This is a genomic window from Mycobacterium sp. SP-6446 (assembly GCF_001954045.1).
Classification (GTDB): domain Bacteria; phylum Actinomycetota; class Actinomycetes; order Mycobacteriales; family Mycobacteriaceae; genus Mycobacterium.
The window spans coordinates 12,955-29,533 of record NZ_MBEM01000158.1; the positions used below are offsets into that span (position 1 = coordinate 12,955).

A 16,579-nucleotide genomic window follows, 5' to 3' on the forward strand; every position below is an offset into this window, starting at 1 on the left:
AGTGCAGGTTTCGGGCGCGCTGCTATTTCAGCTCGGCGCCCTCCTGGCCGCGCTCGCGGTGTTGGGCACTGTCGCGCGCCGGTTCGCGTTGTCCCCGATACCGCTTTATTTGGTGGCGGGTCTCTCGCTGGGTAAGGGCGGCATCTGGCCCGTGGCCGCCGCCGGTGGGTTCATCACGACGGCCGCGCCCATCGGCATCGTGTTGCTGTTGCTGACCCTGGGCCTGGAATTCTCCGCGACCGAATTCGCCAGCAGCCTGCGCCACCATTTGCCCTCGGCCGCCGTCGACGTGGTGCTCAACGCCGCGCCCGGCGCTGTGGCCGGCTGGCTGCTGGGCCTGGACGGTGTCGCGATCCTGGCGTTGGCCGGCGTCACCTACATCTCCTCGTCGGGTGTCATCGCCCGGGTACTGGAAGACCTGCGCCGGCTCGGCAACCGCGAAACCCCGGCCGTGCTGTCGGTATTGGTGCTCGAGGACTTCGCGATGGCCGCCTACCTGCCGCTGTTCGCGGTACTGGCGTCCGGAGGTACCTGGCTCGAGGCGCTCGCGGGCATGATCGCCGCGGTCGTCGCCCTGATTTTGGCCTTCGTCGCGTCGTATTACTGGGGACATCACGTCGGCCGGCTGGTGGCACACGCCGATTCCGAGCAGCTGCTGCTGCGGGTACTGGGCGTCACGCTGATGGTCGCCGCCCTGGCCGAGTCCCTGCACGCATCGGCGGCCGTGGGCGCGTTCCTGGTGGGCCTCACCCTGACGGGGGAGACCGCGGAGCGGGCGCGCCAGGTGCTGGGCCCCCTGCGCGATTTGTTCGCCGCGATCTTCTTCCTGGCGATCGGCCTGTCGGTCGACCCGCACGAGTTGCTTCCGATGCTTCCGGTGGCCGTCGCCCTGGCCGCCATCACCGCCGCGACGAAGGTGGCCACCGGCGTATTCGCGGCCCGCCGCGACGGTGTGGCGCGCCGTGGGCAGTTGCGGGCCGGCACGGCGCTCATCGCCCGCGGCGAGTTCTCCCTGGTCATCATCGGGTTGGTCGGTACGTCGGTGCCCGGCGTGGCCGCGTTGGCGACCTCGTATGTCTTCGTCATGGCGATCGCGGGTCCGGTGTTGGCGCGCTTCGCCGGCGGCCCGGCGCCGGAGCGCGCAGCGCCGTAGCGCTGTAGCGCCCCGGGGAGTCAACCGATGTGCAGGGCGACGAGCAGCCATCGCGCGCCCGCGATCTGCTCGACCCGGCAGGCGATGGCGTGCATGCGGTCACCGCGGCTGTAGCACCCGAAGACCTCGGCCGCGGTCGCGGGCTGTCCGACCGGTTGCAGCCGCATCCGGCGCAGCACCGCGGCGCCCTTTCGGGCGGCCGGCGCGCGGCGCACCGATTCCACCGAGTCGACCAAAGTCGGTGCCAGCAGCGGCCGCAGCTGGGCCGGCGGCCGCCGGTGGTCGATGACTTCCAGCACTCGGCGCAGCGCGGCGTCGGCGAAGACCGCCGCCTGACGCATCGACGGGGACAGCGCCGTCGCCGCCTCCGGTTGGCCGCGGGGTCGCCCGGCGTGGGCCCGGCCCGGTGCGCGCCCGGTCCGGCGCGGCGCCGCCTGCCGGGAGTCATCGACCGGCGATGGCCGGCACGGCGGGACATTTCGCGGCACGAGCCTTTCGGGCTCGTATTCGACGACGGGCGTGACGGCAAAGGGACTAGTGGTCAACGGGCACTCTCCAACTCACACGGAACGGGTCGTCCGACGCGGACGCGGGGAGCCTGCTGGAGAGTGGCAGACGGTTGTTGCTAGGCCTGTTTTTAAGGCGCTCGTCGCCATCGCGCAATTCGGTCTCCCGTATACCCGTGCACTGCCGCGCCCGGCTCGGGCGATTACGGTGGTCAGGGACACGGCACACCAGCGAGGCGCACGAAGGCGCACCAGCGAATTGAGGGCGAATTGACAAGGAGCACATGGCCGCAGTGGTGACCCGGTTGTCCCCGTCGGACACGTCGTTTTACCGGCTGGAAAACTCCGCTACCCCGATGTACGTCGGATCGCTGTCCATCCTTCGCCGCCCCCGCGCCGGATTGAGCTACGAGACGTTACTGGCCACCGTCGAGCAGCGGCTCGCCCAGATACCGCGCTACCGGCAGAAGGTTCGCGAAGTGATCGGCACGGCCCGGCCGGTGTGGATCGACGACCGCGACTTCGACATCACCTACCACGTCAGGCAGTCGGCGCTGCCATCGCCGGGCAGCGACGAGCAGCTGCACCAGCTGGTCGCGCGGCTGGCCGCCCGCCCGCTGGACAAGTCGCGGCCGCTCTGGGAGATGTACCTCGTCGAAGGCCTGAACAAAAACCGCGTGGCGCTGTACACCAAGTCCCACCAGGCGCTCATCAACGGCATGACAGCGCTGGAGATCGGCCACGTCATCGCCGACCGAACGCGCCGTCCGCCGCCGTTCCCCGAAGACATTTGGATACCTGAACGCGATCCCGGCAATACCCGGCTGGTGCTCGGCGCGGTGAGTGACTGGGTGATGGGGCCGGGCGCGCAGCTGCGGGCCGTCGGATCCGCGTTGGCCGGACTGGCGACGAACTACGGCGAATTGCTCGACGCCGGCCGCCGTGTCGTCGGTTTCGCGCGCACGATCGCGCGCGGGACCGCGCCCAGCAGCCCGCTGAACGCCCGGGTTTCGCGCAGCCGGCGGTTCACGGTCGCCCAGGGCAATCTCGAGGACTACCGGACGATCAGGGCGCGGTATGACTGCGACGTCAACGATGTGGTGCTGGCGGTGATCGCCGGGGCGCTGGGCAACTGGTTGATGTCGCGCGGTGAAGCGGCATCGCCGACCGCGACGATCCGGGCGATGGCGCCGCTGTCGGTGTACTCCGATGGTCAACACGACTCCACCGGCCCCGGCCAGACGATCAGCCAGGTCACTCCGTTCCTGGTCGACCTGCCGGTGGGGGAAGGCAACGCCGTGGTGCGGCTGTCGCAGATCGCGCACGCCACCGAATCGAACCCGACGGCCGCCAGTCTCGTCGACGCCCGGACCATCGTCACGCTGTCGGGTTTTGCGCCACCGACGCTGCACGCGATGGGCATCCGCGTCGCCGCCGGTTTTTCCGCGCGCCAGTACAACCTGTTGATTACCAATGCGCCTGGGGCTCAGTCGCAGATGTATGTGGCCGGCACCAAGTTGCTGGAGAGCTATGCCGTGCCGCCGCTGCTGCACAACCAGGCGCTGGCCATCAGCGTGACGTCCTACAACGGGATGCTGTATTTCGGAATCAATGCCGACCGCGATGCGATGAGCGATGTCGACCTGCTGCCCGGACTGCTGAATCAATCACTCGAAGAGCTTCTGGAAGCTTCTCGGTAGTGGCGTCAAAATCGCTGTGTGGATATAGCATTCGTTGATGTGAGCACCGCAACAAACGGCGACGCAGAGGCCAAAGCGTCGGCGAAGGCGAAGAAGAAGAAATCCGGTTCGTCCGAACCCCGGATCTCCGACGCCGTCTATGAGGCCGAATTATTCCGGCTGCAAACGGAATTCGTGAAATTGCAGGAGTGGGTGCGGCATTCCGGCGCGCGCGTCGTCGTCATTTTCGAAGGGCGTGACGCCGCGGGCAAGGGCGGCGCCATCAAGCGGATCACCGAATACCTGAGCCCGCGCGTCGCCCGTATCGCCGCGCTGCCCGCGCCGACCGATCGCGAACGCGGCCAGTGGTACTACCAGCGCTATATCGCCCAGCTGCCCACCAAAGGCGAGATCGTGCTCTTCGATCGATCGTGGTACAACCGCGCCGGCGTCGAGAAGGTGATGGGATTTTGCACGCCGCAGGAGTATGCGCTGTTTTTGCGGCAGACGCCGATCTTGGAGCAGATGCTCATCGACGACGGGATTCTGTTGCGCAAGTATTGGTTTTCGGTTTCCGAGGACGAGCAGCTGCGCCGGTTCAAGGCGCGGCGCAATGACCCTGTGCGCCAATGGAAGCTGAGTCCGATGGACTTGGAATCGGTGTACCGGTGGGAGGATTATTCGCGCGCCAAGGACGAGATGATGGTGCACACCGATACCCCGGTCAGCCCGTGGTACGTCGTGGAATCAGACATCAAGAAGCACGCACGGCTCAACATGATGCATCACCTGCTGTCCACGATCGAGTACACCGACGTGCAGACGCCCAAGGTCGAGCTGCCGGAACGCCCGGTGCTAAGCGGCAACTACGAACGGCCGCCGCGTGAGCTGTCGAGGTACGTCGACGACTATGCGGCCACGTTGATCGAGGGCTAGCCATGGGCGATGCCGCGATCCACGTCTACATCCCGGCCACCCTGCCGATGTTGCAGCAGCTTGTCGCCGACGGCTCGTTGTGGCCGGCCAACGGCACGGCGTTCGCGGTGACCCCGACATTGCGCGAGGCCTACGCCGAAGGTGACGACGAGGAACTCGCCGACGTGGCGCTGCGCGAGGCCGCGCTTGCGTCGCTGCGCCTGCTGGCGGCCCAGGATGCGGGAGGGGCCGACCCGGCTCTGCGGCCGCGGCGCGCGGTGCTGTCCGCTGAGGTGGGCCTGGGCGAATCCGGGGCCACGTTCCGTCCGGATCTGGACGACGCCGTCGTCAGACTGGGCGCGCCCGTCGCGCTTGACCAGGTGATCGCCGCGTACGTCGACAACGCCGCCGCCGAGGACGACGTCACCAGGGCTATCGAGGCGATCGACGCCGCCGACCTGGGCGACGAGGACGCCGACCTGATCGTCGGCGACGCTCAGGACCACGATCTGGCCTGGTACGCCAACCAGGAGCTGCCCTTTTTGCTAGACCTGCTCTGAGGGGAACTGTGTGACGCATTCTGGGCCCGCGAGCCTGGATACGGTACCGTAGGTTACGGTACCGTAGCTTGTGTGACGGGGTGCTACCAATGAGTAAGCAACATGCATCGATCGCCGCCAACGTCGTGGACACCAAACGCCCCAGTGTCGTCGGGGCGGAGCGTCATCCCGGCTGGCACGCGCTTCGTAAGCTAGCCGCGCGCATCACCACGCCGCTGCTGCCCGACGACTACCTGCACCTGGCCAATCCGCTGTGGTCGGCGCGGGAACTGCGGGGCCGGATCCTCGAAGTCCGCCGCGAGACCGAAGACTCCGCGACGCTGGTCATCAAGCCCGGCTGGGGCTTCAGTTTCGACTACCAACCGGGCCAGTACATGGGCATCGGCCTGCTGGTGGACGGGCGCTGGCGCTGGCGGTCGTATTCGCTGACGTCGAGCCCGGCCGAGACTTCCCGCTCCGCTCTCGGATCCGGAGCGGCGCGCACGGTGACCATCACCGTCAAGGCGATGCCCGAGGGGTTCCTGTCCAGCCACCTGGTGGCCGGCGTGGAACCGGGCACCATCGTCCGGCTGGCGGCGCCGCAGGGCAATTTCGTGCTGCCCGACCCCGCGCCGGCGTCGATCCTGTTCCTCACCGCCGGGTCGGGGATCACGCCGGTCATGTCGATGCTGCGCACGCTGGCGCGCCGCGACCAGATCACCGACATCGCACACCTGCATTCGGTGCCCACCGAATCCGACATGATGTTCGGCGCCGAGTTGAGCGAACTGGCGGCCGACCAGCCGGGGTACCGCTTGCGGGTGCGCGAGACCCGCACCCAGGGCCGGCTCGACCTCGGCTCGCTCGACGGCGAGGTGCCGGACTGGCGGCAACGCCACACCTGGGCCTGCGGACCGGAGGGCCTGCTAAATCAGGCCGAGCGGGTCTGGTCGGCGGCCGGCATCGGCGACCGGTTGCACCTGGAGCGATTCGCGGTGTCCAAGGCCGCGCCCGCTGGAGCCGGCGGAACGGTGACATTCGCCCGAAGCGGCCGCGCCGTCGCCGCAGACGCCGCGACCTCGCTGATGGACGCAGGCGAGGGCGCCGGTGTGCAGATGCCCTTCGGTTGCCGCATGGGCATCTGCCAGTCGTGTGTGGTTAGCCTGGTGGAAGGCCACGTTCGCGACCTGCGCACCGGCAAGGAGCACGACCCCGGGACCCGAGTTCAGACGTGTATTTCCGCCGCTTCGGGCGATTGCGTGATCGACATCTAAAGGCTACTCACAGGTAACTTACGGAATCGTAGGTTACGATAGCGTAGGTACAAACCACAACTGACTACATACCGAGCGCATGGAGGTGGAGACAATCGCGATCACAGACGTCGACGCATTCGCACATCTCACGGACGCCGATATCGAAAGCCTGGCCGTTGAGCTGGACGCTATCCGCCAGGACATTGAAGACTCGCGCGGCGAGCGGGATTCTCGCTACATCCGTCGCACCATCGCGGCCCAGCGCGCGCTGGAGGTGGCCGGCCGGCTGATGCTGGCCGCCAGTTCGCGGCGTTCGGCGTGGTGGGCAGGCGCCGCCACGTTGGGCGTGGCCAAGATCGTCGAGAACATGGAGATCGGCCACAACGTCATGCACGGCCAGTGGGACTGGATGAACGACCCGGAGATTCACTCCTCGACGTGGGAGTGGGACATGAGCGGGTCGTCCAAGCACTGGCGTTACACGCACAACTTCGTGCACCACAAGTACACCAACATCCTCGGCATGGACGACGACGTCGGCTACGGCATGCTGCGCGTCACCCGAGACCAGCGCTGGAAGCGGTTCAACTTCTTCAACCTGGTGTGGAACACGTTGCTGGCGTTGCTGTTTGAGTGGGGTGTCGGCCTGCAGCATGTGGAGATCGGCAAGATCGTCAAGAAGCGTATGGACAACGAGGAGGCCCGGCAGCGGATCGACGAGTTCATGGCCAAGGCCGGCCGGCAGGTGGTCAAGGACTACGTCGCGTTCCCGGCGCTGACCTCGCTGTCGCCCGGGGCTACTTTCCGGTCGACATTGACGGCCAATGCTGTTGCCAACATCATCCGCAACGTGTGGGCCAACGCCGTCATTTTCTGCGGCCACTTTCCCGACGGCGCAGAGAAATTCACCAAGACCGACATGATCGGCGAAACAAAGGGTCAGTGGTACCTGCGCCAGATGCTGGGCAGCGCCAACTTCGAAGCCGGGCCGGTGCTGCGGTTCATGAGCGGCAACCTGTGCCACCAGATCGAGCATCACTTGTACCCCGACCTGCCGAGTAATCGGCTGCACGAGATCTCGGTGCGCGTGCGCGCCGTCTGCGACAAGTACGACTTGCCTTACACCACAGGCTCATTCCTGGTGCAGTACGGCAAGACGTGGCGCACGCTGGCCAAGCTGTCGCTGCCGAACAAGTACCTGGTGGACAACGCTGACGATGCGCCGGAGACCCGCAGCGAGCGCATGTTCGCAGAGCTGGAGCCCGGTTTCGCCGGCACCGATCCGGCGACCGGCCGGCGGCGCGGGCTGAAGTCGGCGATCGCCGCCGTGCGGGGCTGGCGGCGCGACAAGCGGGCCGCGAAGGCCGCGGCCGGCAACTCCGACGACTTGGCGGCCTAGTCTCTACGGGCCTTTGCGCCGAGCGTGAACTGGCTGCGAAATTCCACGCCGAAATGCGCAACAGTTTCACGTTCGGCGCACGGCCGCCTGGGTTTACGCTCGATCCCCTTCGCCGAGCGTGCACTCATGGCGAAATTTTGGCCGATTTCTCGCCCTGAGAACACGTTCGGCGCGATGGCGGCACCACGCCACGCACGTCCTGGGTTTACGCTCGGGAAGGTACGAGGGAAGGTGCGCGATGCTCGAAGCGTTCGGATTCGAAAGTCTGGGTGTAGTCGTCGGCGACATGTTCTTCGTCGATCCGACGCCGCTTGAAGGTCAGGAAACCCCCGAGCGGGGGGTCAGGCTGGAACTCCGCCTCATCGACCGGGCCGCGCCGCAGGGATCGATCTACGCAGGCGTCCCGATCGCCTTCAACCGTCCGGTGTGGCGGGTGGACCTTTTCGGCTCAACCGAGAGCCCGCCGGGCACGCTGGATCGGGCACATCACCATCCCCGTTTCAACGGATGGGAGCCGAGCCGCCGGCATTTCGTTCCAGAGCTGTCAGCCGACCCGTTGACCTGGCTGGCCGATCAGCTGGCCGACCCGGACGCCGTGCTGGCCCGGGCGGGAGTCGATCCCGACCAGGTCACCGACGCCGATCGGAAGGGACTCGCCGCGGCGGCCCCGGAGATCGTCGCAACAGTGAAACGGATGCTCGACGGTGTGCGAGACGGCACGTTGGCCCCGGCCGCCGCGGAGCCGGTTGCCGCAGCCCGCACCGGCTGGCTCTGAGTTACGCTGCGGCGCTATGTAATTCGGGATCTGGGCGATTCGCCGAACTAGCTCGACTTCTTGCCGCCCTTGCGCCCGGCGGCCTTCTTCTGCGACGTGTTACCGCCGCTGCCGCTTCCGCTGCTGCGGCTGCTTTGGCTGCTGCCCGAGCTCTTGCCGCCCCGGCTGGAGGCGCCGGGCGAGTTCGATATCGCGGCCGCCCGGGACTTGCTCATCCCTTTCTTGCGCAGGCCCTCATACTGTTTGTCATTCTTGACGCTGGATCCATGATCTTTCGCCACTTTTGGACTCCTTTACATCCTGCGGCAACGTCGTGCAGGCGGAGTACCCGTTTTCCACCGCGGAGAACAACATCCCGGGAAGTCTTGAGGCTATGGCAGGCTCAGTGTTGATTTCCGAGGGAGGCGCGGCATGACGTATATGGGCAAGCCCTACTACCCGGTGTGGCTGGACAATCTCGCCGACGACGTCACCCTGGAGGCCGCGGCAATGGACGGCACCGCGCATAGCGCGGACGACGTTCGCTCGATCGTGGTCACCGCACGCGAGGTGTATGACAACCAGCAGTTCAACTTTGCCGGTCCGGTTGGCGACTACGGCTTCGTTGAGGACTACTCGACTGAGATCCACGGCGTGCACACCAACGTTGTTGTGTGGGTCACCTTTAACGCCGCGGGGCAGACCCAGCAGGTCGTAGTGAACCACCGGCCACGCAGTGCGCTGCTGTCCTTCTCCCGCTTGATGCTCGAAAAGTTCGCCGGCACACCGCTCGCTAAGCACTGGGAAGGTACGCCATAGGGATCGGCGTCAGGCCGCCACCTTTTCTGCAAGCGCGGCCAACTTGTCATCGAGCTGCCTTGCGGCACCGAGTAACTCGGGGTTGGGCCCCGCGCCCGTGTCCAAGACCATCAGTGACGACGGCTTGACGTAGGTCAGACTGCTGTGGCCGTCCCCCTCGTCGACGAGCAGCACCTCGACCGGGGCAAACAACCCCGCGGTCACGTCGTGGCGCAACATCGTGATCGCGATCAGCGGGTTGCCGAGGATGACGCGTAGCACCTTGCGTTTGATGCCGGCCTTTTCGATCCACGTGCCATGGTCGAGCAGCCCGAACAGCATGAATCCACTTGGCCCGACATGGGGTTCGACCAGCCGTTGATAGGACGGCCAGTCGCCCGCAGCCGTCGCGAAATCATTGATCGGAACCGGCTTTTCGCCGATGTCGGCAAGTAGCGAGGCGACCAGTTCGTCGTAGGTCTTGGCGCTCCCGTAGCGTGCACGCACGCCCTGGAAGGTGATTTCAGATGTGGACATTCTCGGTCTCCGGGGATGGTTCCACGCGCTCGTGCACGTGAGCCGTCGGCGTGCGATCGACCATCAGACTGAGCAGTTCGGGCCGGCTGTAGTGGCCGCTGGCGTCCATCAGGATCTTGCGGGTGTTGATCAATGAGAAGTCGAGGTCGGCCACTACCTCGCCCTCGCCGGAACGCAGCGGCTCGCCCAGGTACTCGCCCTGGGGGCTGATGATCGCCGTGAAGAAGCCACCCGAGATCGGGCCGATCGGCCCGCCCGTGTCGGCCACGATCTGCGCTCGCTGATCGTCATCGATCCATGCGGTCGCGTTGACGACGAAGGCGCCCGATTCGAGCGCGTGGTTGCGCACGCTGATCTCGGCCTGCTGCGCGAACAGGTCACCGCCGAACGATCCGGGAAACATGCCGGAGTGGATCTGCTCGCCGTCCGCGATCAGGGCGTACCGCGCCAGTGGATTGTAGTGCTCCCAACAGGCCAACTGCCCGATTCGCCCGACGGCGCTGTCGACCGCGCGCAGCCCGCTGCCGTCGCCCTGCCCCCAGATCATCCGCTCGTGGTAGGTCGGCGTGGTCTTGCGCCGGCGCTGAATCAGGGTGCCGTCGGCGTCGAACAGCAACTGGGTGTTGTACAGCGAACCGCCGTCACGCTCGTTGACGCCGACGGACACCACCATGTTGGCGCTCCGCGCCGCCGCACCGATCGCGGCGACCGCCGGCGACGGTATCGTCACCGCCTGGTCCATCAATTTCAGTTGTTCCGAACGCATTTCGAATGGGCGCTGGACGAAGGAGAAGTACGGATAATACGGGACTACCGTCTCGGGAAAGGTTGCGAACTGAACGTCCTGGCGGGCCAGCTGTTCGATCTTGCCGACGACCCGGTCGACGGTGCCCTCCCGGCTGTACAGCACGGGGCTGAGTTGCACGGCGGCGGCACGTATTACGGTCATTACAGCTTTCCTGTCCGCCTGTCTTCGCCGATCTTGAGAATCGGGGTCCGGTTTTCCGGTTGAACCCTATCCCACAGGCCGCCCTTGCCCAGCTCTCGTCCCCGCTGGTCTTCGCGCCTTAACCACTCCTCGGCGCTTCTGATCCGATTCGGGTGGATTTGGTCGAGCAGGGCGTAGTCGCGCGTGATGACCTCATGCTTCCACAGATTCCAGAATCCGGTGAAGTTGTCGCGAATGTTCATGGTGCTCTTGTCATTTGGGTCGGCGTTGTATCCGGCGGGCGCCTGTGCCGCGGCGCTCATTGGACCGTTGCTCCAGTACTCGGCCAGGTCGGTGTCGATGTAGCGTGCCGGATGCCCGGTGACCTTCTCGAACGCCGCGGCAAGGTCGGCGTAGCGCACCTGGTCGATTGCGACCTCGAGGTCCATGCCGTTCGCGCGGTCTTGATGGTCGAAAAGCCAGCGAACGTAATATCCGCAGTCCTCGAGCGACACGTGCGGCACTGCGCCCTCGCCGAGCGGAACCCGCCACGTGACGACGCCGTCCTCCACGGTTGGTGTCATCGGTGTCCCGGGTGAGATCACCATTTCGATGTAGGGGCCCGACGTGAAGACCGCCGCACCCATCCGATCGCGATTCGCCTGATTCTGGAACAGGATCCACTCGCCCACGCGGCCCTTGCCGTCGTAGTGGCCGGTGCGGAATCTCGAGTCGTACCCGGACTTCTTGAGGCCGTAGTCGAGGTTTCCGTATACGAAGAATTTGACGCCTTCTTCGATGGCTATCTCGTAGGCGCGGATCGCCCAATACATCTCGGTCTTCTCGCCGGTGTTGAACCCGTCGATGTTGACGAATGCCCCGTCGGCACCGCGGAATCCTTCCCGCAGCACGGCTTCGTCGGCGAACGTGCCTTCCAGGATGGAGACGTTGCCGAGTTCGAGAAGTTCCTTGGCACGCCGGGATGCGGGATCACGGCTGAGGACTCGAACGGAGTACTTCTTGTCGGCGACCAGGGCCCGAACGATCGGGATGCCTTGGGCTCCGGTGCCGCCTATGACAAAGATCTTGGACATGTTGGTGGCCTCCGTTCTCACAGGCGCTCGATGATGGTGGCGTTGGCCATGCCGCCGCCCTCGCACATGGTCTGCAGGCCGTACCGACCGCCGCGCTGCTCGAGCGCGTTGACCAGCGTGGTCATGATGCGGGCGCCGCTGGCGCCGAGCGGGTGGCCGATCGCGATGGCCCCGCCGTTGACGTTGGTCTTGGCCAGGTCCGCTCCGGTGTCGGCCGCCCATGCGAGCACGACGGGCGCGAACGCCTCGTTGACCTCGAACAGGTCGATCTCGGCCAGCGTCAGCCCGGCGCGGTGCAGCACCTTTTCGGTGGCGGGGATGACGCCGGTCAGCATGTAGAGCGGATCCGAGCCGACCACGGTCGTGGTGTGGATCCGGGCCAGCGGGCGCAGGCCCAGCTTGGCGGCGACGTCGCTCGTGGTGATCAGCACTGCGGCGCTGCCGTCCGAGAGCGGCGACGAGTTGCCGGCCGTGATCGACCAATTGATCTGCGGGAAGCGCTCTTTCGCGGCCTCGCTGTAGAACGACGGCTGCAACGTGGCCAGAGTTTCGACGGTGGTGGCGGGCCTGATGATCTCGTCGGTTTCCAGTCCGGCGATTCCGATCAGCTCGTTGTCGAAGAGGCCGTCCTTGGTTGCGCGGGCGGCCTTTTCGTGGCTGGATGCGGAGAACTCGTCGAGCTGGGTGCGCGAAAAGCCCCACTTTGCGGCGATCAGCTCGGCGCTGATGCCCTGCGGCACCAGGCCGTCGGGGTAGCGCGCCGACATGTCGTTGCCGAACGGGTTGCTGCCCGGCAACACCGAGGTGCCCATCGGCACGCGCGACATCGATTCCACGCCACCGGCGACGACGATGTCGTAGGCGCCGGCGAGCACGCCCTGGGCGGCGAAGCTGATGGCCTGCTGGCTGCTGCCGCACTGGCGGTCGACCGTGGTACCGGGGACCGACTCCGGGAACCCGGCGCCCAGCAGCGCGTTGCGCGCGATGTTGACCGCCTGGTCGCCGACCTGGGTCACGGCGCCGGCGATGACGTCGTCCACCTGCGCCGGGTCCACGCCGGTGCGCGCCACCAGTTCACGCAGGCTGTGCGCCAGCAGGTCGGCAGGCAGCACATCGTGCAACGCGCCGCTGGCCTTGCCCTTCCCGACGGGGGTGCGGACGGCGCCGACGATGACGGCGTCGCGGCCCTGGTAACTGGTCATGGCTCCTCCTTGAGTCCAGAATCTGGAGTCCGAAGCTAGGTATTGCTAGCTGTACCTAGGTAAACATCTGGGTATAGTAAAAGCAACCCAGACCGAGAGGTGATTTGCATGACATTCCTGCAGGGGGTGCTGGCCGACCGCGACAAATGGTCGCCGGTGGGAGAGTGCTCCATCGAGAAGACGATGGCGGTGCTCGGCACCAAGTCGGCGATGCTCATCATGCGCGAGGCGTACTACGGCACCACCCGGTTCGACGACTTCGCGCGCCGGGTCGGCATCACCAAGGCGGCCACCTCGGCGCGGCTGGCCGAACTGGTCGACCTCGGGCTGCTGACGCGGCGGCCCTACCGCGAGCCGGGACAGCGCGGCCGCGACGAGTACGTGCTCACCGAGGCGGGAATCGATTTCATGCCGGTGATCTGGGCGATGTTCGAGTGGGGTAGGCACCACCTCCCCGGACGCAACCGCCTGCGGCTGATTCACCAGGGCTGCGGGGCAGAGGCAAGCGTGGAAATCCGTTGCGCCGCCGGGCATCCAGTGCCGCCCGAGGAGCTCGGCATGCGGTTGGCTAGGTCTACTGGCTAGGTCTGGTTGAGCACCACCAGCAGCCGCCGGGCCGCCGCGACACGGCGAACGGCAGGACCGGACAGGCTGTCCAGCGCGCATTCGGGATCGGCCGGCGGCCCCAGGTGACCACAGCCACGCGGGCAGTGGGCAATCGCCTCCGCCAGATCCGAGAAGGCGAGCAGCACGTCGTCGGGCTGGATGTGGGCCAACCCGAACGAACGGATCCCCGGCGTGTCGATCACCCAGCCGGAGCCCTCTAAAGGCAGCGCCACCGACTGCGTCGAGGTGTGCCGCCCCCTGCCGATATCGGTGACCTCGCCGACGGCCCGATCCGCCTCGGGCACAAGGCGATTCACCAGCGTCGACTTGCCTACCCCGGAATGCCCGAGCAGCACCGTGATCTTGCCGGCGAGCAGGTCCGCGACCGCGAGCAGGGGATCGTCGCGGCCCGCGGCGACCACCGTCAGGTCCAGGTCCACGAACTGCCGCTCGAACGGCTCCGGCGGCGCCAGGTCGGTCTTGGTCACGCAGAGGATCGGCGCCAGCCCGCCGGCGTAGGCGGCGATCAGCGTCCGGTCGACCAGACCGGTGCGTGGCGGCGGGTCCGCCATCGCCACCACGATCAGCAGTTGGTCCGCGTTGGCGACCACCACTCGCTCGGTGGGATCGGTGTCATCGGCGGTGCGCCGCAACACCGTTCGCCGCTCGCTGCGGCGCACGATGCGGGCCAGGGTGTCCGGCCGCCCGGACAGGTCGCCGACCAAATCGACATCGTCGCCGACGACGATCGGCGTGCGACCCAGCTCGCGGGCCCGCATGGCGGTGACCCGGCGTTCGGGGCTGCCGCCCAGCACACATCCCCAGCGGCCGCGGTCGACGCTGACCACCATCGCGGCCTCGGCATCGGCGTGCCGTGGACGAGTCTTGGTCCGGGGTCGCGATCCCCGGCCGGACCGGACTTTGACGTCGGACTCGTCGTAGTCGCCGGGCCTCAACCGCTGGAACCCTCGAGCATGCGCGCCCACAGCCGCGGGAACTCCGGCAATGTCTTTGTCGTGGCGCCGATGTCGTCCACCTGAACTCCGGCGACCCGCAACCCGATGATCGCGCCGGCCATCGCCATGCGGTGATCGGCGTAGGCACGCCAGGTGCCGGCCCGCAGCGGCGTCGCGGTGATCACCAGACCGTCGGGGGTTTCGGCGCAGTTGCCGCCGAGGCGGTTGATCTCGGCGCTCAGCGCGGCGAGCCGATCCGTCTCGTGCCCGCGCAAATGGGCGATGCCGGAGAGGCGTGACACCGAGCCCGGGTTCGCCAGCGCCGCCAGTGCGGCCACCGATGGTGTCAGCTCGCCCACGGCCCGCAGGTCGACGTCCAACCCGTCGTAACCCGAGGAGCCCCGCACCTCTAGGTATGAATCAGTTTGGGTGACAACGGCATTCAGCTTCGCGAAGACGTCTAGGAGGTCGTCGGCGGGTTGCACGCTGTGCGCGGGCCAGCCGGTGATGCGCACCGTTCCGCCGCTGACCACGGCGGCGGCCAGGAACGCGACGGCGTTCGTCAGGTCGGGTTCGACGTCCCAGTGCCGGGCCGCGACCGCGCCGGCGCGCACCCGCCAGCGGTTCGTGACCGAGTCGTCGACGTCGACGCCGGCCTGCCGCAGCATCTGCACGGTCATCGCGATGTGTGGCGCCGAGGGCAGCGCCGACCCGGTGTGCTGGACGGTCAGGCCGTCGGTGAACGACGCGGCGCACAACAGCAGGCCCGACACGAACTGCGATGACGCCGAGGCGTCGATCGCGACGGTGCCGCCGGCGACCGATCCGGTGCCCTGCACCCGGAAGGGCAGGCCGGTGCCGTCGATCCGCACGCCCAGACCGCGGAGCGCGTCCAGCAGGGGCGCGATAGGCCGGACCCGGGCTTGCTCGTCGCCGTCGAAATCCACCGGCGAGTCGGCCAGCGCAGCCAACGGCGGAACGAACCGCAGGACCGTGCCCGCCAGGCCGCAGTCCACCCGGGCGCCCGGGCCCGGGGCGATGCGGCCGCCGACGGTCAGTTCGGAACCGGCCCCCTCGACAGACAAACCAAGGGTCCGCAGCGCCCCGATCATCAGGTCGGTATCGCGGCTGCGCAGGGCGCCCCCGATGGTCGACGAGCCTTGGTCCTGTGCGGCCGCGAGCCCCGCCAGCAGCAGCGCCCGGTTGGTCTGTGACTTCGAGCCGGGCACCGTCACGGTCGCGTGCACCGGCGCCTTCGCCTCGGGGGCCGTCCAGGTCGTCACTGGTACATCATCGCTTGTGACCGCGTTCTGCCACCATGGGTGGTATGTGCGGACGGTTTGCGGTCACGACGGATCCGGCCAAGCTGGCCGAGAAGATCAAGGCGATCGACGAGGCCACGGGCGCGGCGCCCGATGCTAAGACGCCCGATGCAAAGGCGTCCGATGTAAAGACGCCCGATGTTGGCAGGCCCAACTACAACGTGGCGCCCACCTCAACGATCGCCACGGTCGTCACCCGCCACAGCGAGCCCGACGACGAACCGACCCGGCGCGTCCGGCTCATGCGGTGGGGGTTGATCCCGCCATGGGTCAAGGCCGGTCCCGACGGCGCGCCAGAGAACAAGGGCCCGCTGCTGATCAACGCCCGGGCCGACAAGGTCACCACCTCGCCCGCGTTTCGCGGTTCGGCCAAGGGCAAGCGCTGCCTGGTGCCGATGGACGGCTATTACGAGTGGCGCGTGAACGCTGATACTCCGGGCGGAAAGAAGTCGAGCAAGACGCCGTTCTACATGTACCGCAGCGACGGGGAGCCGCTGTTCGCTGCGGGCCTGTGGTCGGTGTGGAAACCCGCGAAAGACGCTGCGCCGCTGCTGAGTTGCACGATCATCACCACCGACGCCGTCGGCGAGCTCGCCGAGATCCACGACCGGATGCCGTTGATGCTCGCTCCAGCGGACTGGGACGCCTGGCTAAATCCCGATGCCGCCCTTGATCCCGAATTCCTCACCCGCCCGCCGGATGCCGGCGACATTGAGCTGCGTCAGGTGTCCACGCTGGTCAACAACGTTCGGAACAACGGCCCCGAGCTGCTCGCGCCGGCCGATCCGGAATCTGGGCAGCCGATCCTGCTATAGCGGCGCGCTATGCCGCGTCGTGGTCATCGGCGGCGTGGTCATCGGCGTCGTGGTCATCGGCGTCGACGTTGTGCAGGAGTTTTTCGGGGTGCCAGTAGGTGTTGGTTCGTGGTTGGCCCC

18 protein-coding genes are annotated in these 16,579 nt (G+C 67.0%); 10 read left to right on the forward strand and 8 right to left on the reverse strand.

Going from position 1 to position 16,579, the window contains the following annotated elements:
• The first annotated feature begins 1 nt into the window (after position 1).
• Complete coding sequence (locus A5736_RS14535) at positions 2-1,153, forward strand: cation:proton antiporter (RefSeq protein ID WP_076246948.1); 1,152 nt, start codon at positions 2-4, stop codon at positions 1,151-1,153.
• Between the two features lie 20 nt (positions 1,154-1,173).
• Here the strand turns inward: A5736_RS14535 and A5736_RS14540 are convergent, their stop codons facing one another.
• Positions 1,174-1,698 carry an Rv3235 family protein gene (locus A5736_RS14540; protein WP_076246950.1) on the reverse strand — a complete coding sequence of 175 codons (525 nt, stop codon included), beginning with the start codon at positions 1,696-1,698 and terminating at the stop codon, positions 1,174-1,176.
• Between the two features lie 254 nt (positions 1,699-1,952).
• Here A5736_RS14540 and A5736_RS26580 point away from each other — a divergent pair, with 254 nt between their 5' ends.
• From A5736_RS26580 to A5736_RS14570, 6 genes are all read left to right on the forward strand, one after another.
• Positions 1,953-3,359 carry a wax ester/triacylglycerol synthase family O-acyltransferase gene (locus tag A5736_RS26580; protein WP_076246972.1) on the forward strand — a complete coding sequence of 469 codons (1,407 nt, stop codon included), beginning with the start codon at positions 1,953-1,955 and terminating at the stop codon, positions 3,357-3,359.
• 39 nt (positions 3,360-3,398) lie between these two features.
• Entirely contained in the window at positions 3,399-4,274 is an 876-nt protein-coding gene (gene ppk2 / locus A5736_RS14550) for a polyphosphate kinase 2 (RefSeq protein ID WP_076246951.1), read from the forward strand.
• A gap of 2 nt (positions 4,275-4,276) precedes the next feature.
• A complete protein-coding gene (locus A5736_RS14555) occupies positions 4,277-4,813 on the forward strand; it encodes a hypothetical protein (RefSeq protein WP_076246953.1) in 537 nt (178 codons plus the stop codon).
• An 89-nt stretch (positions 4,814-4,902) separates the two neighbouring features.
• Positions 4,903-6,066, forward strand: a complete 1,164-nt coding sequence (locus A5736_RS14560) for a ferredoxin reductase (protein ID WP_076246955.1) — start codon at positions 4,903-4,905, stop codon at positions 6,064-6,066.
• Between the two features lie 94 nt (positions 6,067-6,160).
• Positions 6,161-7,447, forward strand: coding sequence for a fatty acid desaturase (locus tag A5736_RS14565; protein WP_076246973.1), 1,287 nt, complete (start codon positions 6,161-6,163; stop codon positions 7,445-7,447).
• Positions 7,448-7,685: 238 nt separating this feature from the next.
• Positions 7,686-8,222, forward strand: coding sequence for a hypothetical protein (locus A5736_RS14570; protein WP_076246956.1), 537 nt, complete (start codon positions 7,686-7,688; stop codon positions 8,220-8,222).
• A gap of 47 nt (positions 8,223-8,269) precedes the next feature.
• Here A5736_RS14570 and A5736_RS14575 read toward each other — a convergent pair whose 3' ends face one another.
• Positions 8,270-8,503 (reverse strand): hypothetical protein, encoded by a 234-nt coding sequence (locus A5736_RS14575; protein WP_076118935.1) that lies wholly within the window; start codon positions 8,501-8,503, stop codon positions 8,270-8,272.
• 130 nt (positions 8,504-8,633) lie between these two features.
• On the opposite strand from A5736_RS14575, the gene A5736_RS14580 reads away from it, so the two are divergent.
• Entirely contained in the window at positions 8,634-9,020 is a 387-nt protein-coding gene (locus A5736_RS14580) for a hypothetical protein (RefSeq protein ID WP_076246958.1), read from the forward strand.
• 9 nt (positions 9,021-9,029) lie between these two features.
• On the opposite strand, the gene A5736_RS14585 is transcribed toward A5736_RS14580, so the two are convergent.
• From A5736_RS14585 to A5736_RS14600, 4 genes are read right to left on the reverse strand one after another with little or no spacing between them, the layout of a single operon-like run.
• Positions 9,030-9,536, reverse strand: a complete 507-nt coding sequence (locus A5736_RS14585) for a DUF302 domain-containing protein (protein ID WP_076246960.1) — start codon at positions 9,534-9,536, stop codon at positions 9,030-9,032.
• Positions 9,523-10,485: a nitrilase-related carbon-nitrogen hydrolase gene (locus A5736_RS14590; protein ID WP_076125718.1), complete on the reverse strand. Its 963-nt coding sequence runs from the start codon at positions 10,483-10,485 to the stop codon at positions 9,523-9,525. The genes A5736_RS14585 and A5736_RS14590 overlap by 14 nt, the downstream gene beginning before the upstream one ends.
• Positions 10,485-11,579, reverse strand: a complete 1,095-nt coding sequence (locus A5736_RS14595; RefSeq protein WP_076246962.1) for an NmrA family NAD(P)-binding protein — start codon at positions 11,577-11,579, stop codon at positions 10,485-10,487. The genes A5736_RS14590 and A5736_RS14595 overlap by 1 nt, the downstream gene beginning before the upstream one ends.
• The gene (locus A5736_RS14600; RefSeq protein WP_076246964.1) at positions 11,576-12,760 is read right to left on the reverse strand and encodes an acetyl-CoA C-acyltransferase; all 1,185 of its coding nucleotides are present in this window, start codon (positions 12,758-12,760) and stop codon (positions 11,576-11,578) included. The genes A5736_RS14595 and A5736_RS14600 overlap by 4 nt, the downstream gene beginning before the upstream one ends.
• 108 nt (positions 12,761-12,868) lie before the next feature.
• Between A5736_RS14600 and A5736_RS14605 the strand changes: the two genes are divergently transcribed.
• Positions 12,869-13,345 carry a helix-turn-helix domain-containing protein gene (locus A5736_RS14605; protein WP_076246965.1) on the forward strand — a complete coding sequence of 159 codons (477 nt, stop codon included), beginning with the start codon at positions 12,869-12,871 and terminating at the stop codon, positions 13,343-13,345.
• Here A5736_RS14605 and rsgA read toward each other — a convergent pair.
• Entirely contained in the window at positions 13,342-14,322 is a 981-nt protein-coding gene (rsgA, locus tag A5736_RS14610; protein WP_076246975.1) for a ribosome small subunit-dependent GTPase A, read from the reverse strand. The two genes, A5736_RS14605 and rsgA, sit on opposite strands and share 4 nt — an antisense overlap.
• Positions 14,319-15,605 carry a 3-phosphoshikimate 1-carboxyvinyltransferase gene (gene aroA, locus A5736_RS14615; protein ID WP_076246967.1) on the reverse strand — a complete coding sequence of 429 codons (1,287 nt, stop codon included), beginning with the start codon at positions 15,603-15,605 and terminating at the stop codon, positions 14,319-14,321. The genes rsgA and aroA overlap by 4 nt, the downstream gene beginning before the upstream one ends.
• A gap of 44 nt (positions 15,606-15,649) precedes the next feature.
• On the opposite strand from aroA, the gene A5736_RS14620 reads away from it, so the two are divergent.
• Positions 15,650-16,459 carry an SOS response-associated peptidase gene (locus tag A5736_RS14620; RefSeq protein ID WP_076246968.1) on the forward strand — a complete coding sequence of 270 codons (810 nt, stop codon included), beginning with the start codon at positions 15,650-15,652 and terminating at the stop codon, positions 16,457-16,459.
• The last annotated feature ends 120 nt before the right edge of the window (positions 16,460-16,579 follow it).

What these genes read in the sequence shown, in the direction of transcription:
- A5736_RS14590 (WP_076125718.1), bottom strand. Translation starts at nt 10,485, where the DNA reads ATGACCGTAATACGTGCCGCCGCCGTGCAACTCAGCCCCGTGCTGTAC.
- A5736_RS14560 (WP_076246955.1), top strand. Translation starts at nt 4,903, where the DNA reads ATGAGTAAGCAACATGCATCGATCGCCGCCAACGTCGTGGACACCAAA.
- A5736_RS14580 (WP_076246958.1), top strand. Translation starts at nt 8,634, where the DNA reads ATGACGTATATGGGCAAGCCCTACTACCCGGTGTGGCTGGACAATCTC.
- A5736_RS14600 (WP_076246964.1), bottom strand. Translation starts at nt 12,760, where the DNA reads ATGACCAGTTACCAGGGCCGCGACGCCGTCATCGTCGGCGCCGTCCGC.
- A5736_RS14570 (WP_076246956.1), top strand. Translation starts at nt 7,686, where the DNA reads ATGCTCGAAGCGTTCGGATTCGAAAGTCTGGGTGTAGTCGTCGGCGAC.
- A5736_RS14585 (WP_076246960.1), bottom strand. Translation starts at nt 9,536, where the DNA reads ATGTCCACATCTGAAATCACCTTCCAGGGCGTGCGTGCACGCTACGGG.
- A5736_RS14620 (WP_076246968.1), top strand. Translation starts at nt 15,650, where the DNA reads ATGTGCGGACGGTTTGCGGTCACGACGGATCCGGCCAAGCTGGCCGAG.
- A5736_RS14555 (WP_076246953.1), top strand. Translation starts at nt 4,277, where the DNA reads ATGGGCGATGCCGCGATCCACGTCTACATCCCGGCCACCCTGCCGATG.
- A5736_RS14605 (WP_076246965.1), top strand. Translation starts at nt 12,869, where the DNA reads ATGACATTCCTGCAGGGGGTGCTGGCCGACCGCGACAAATGGTCGCCG.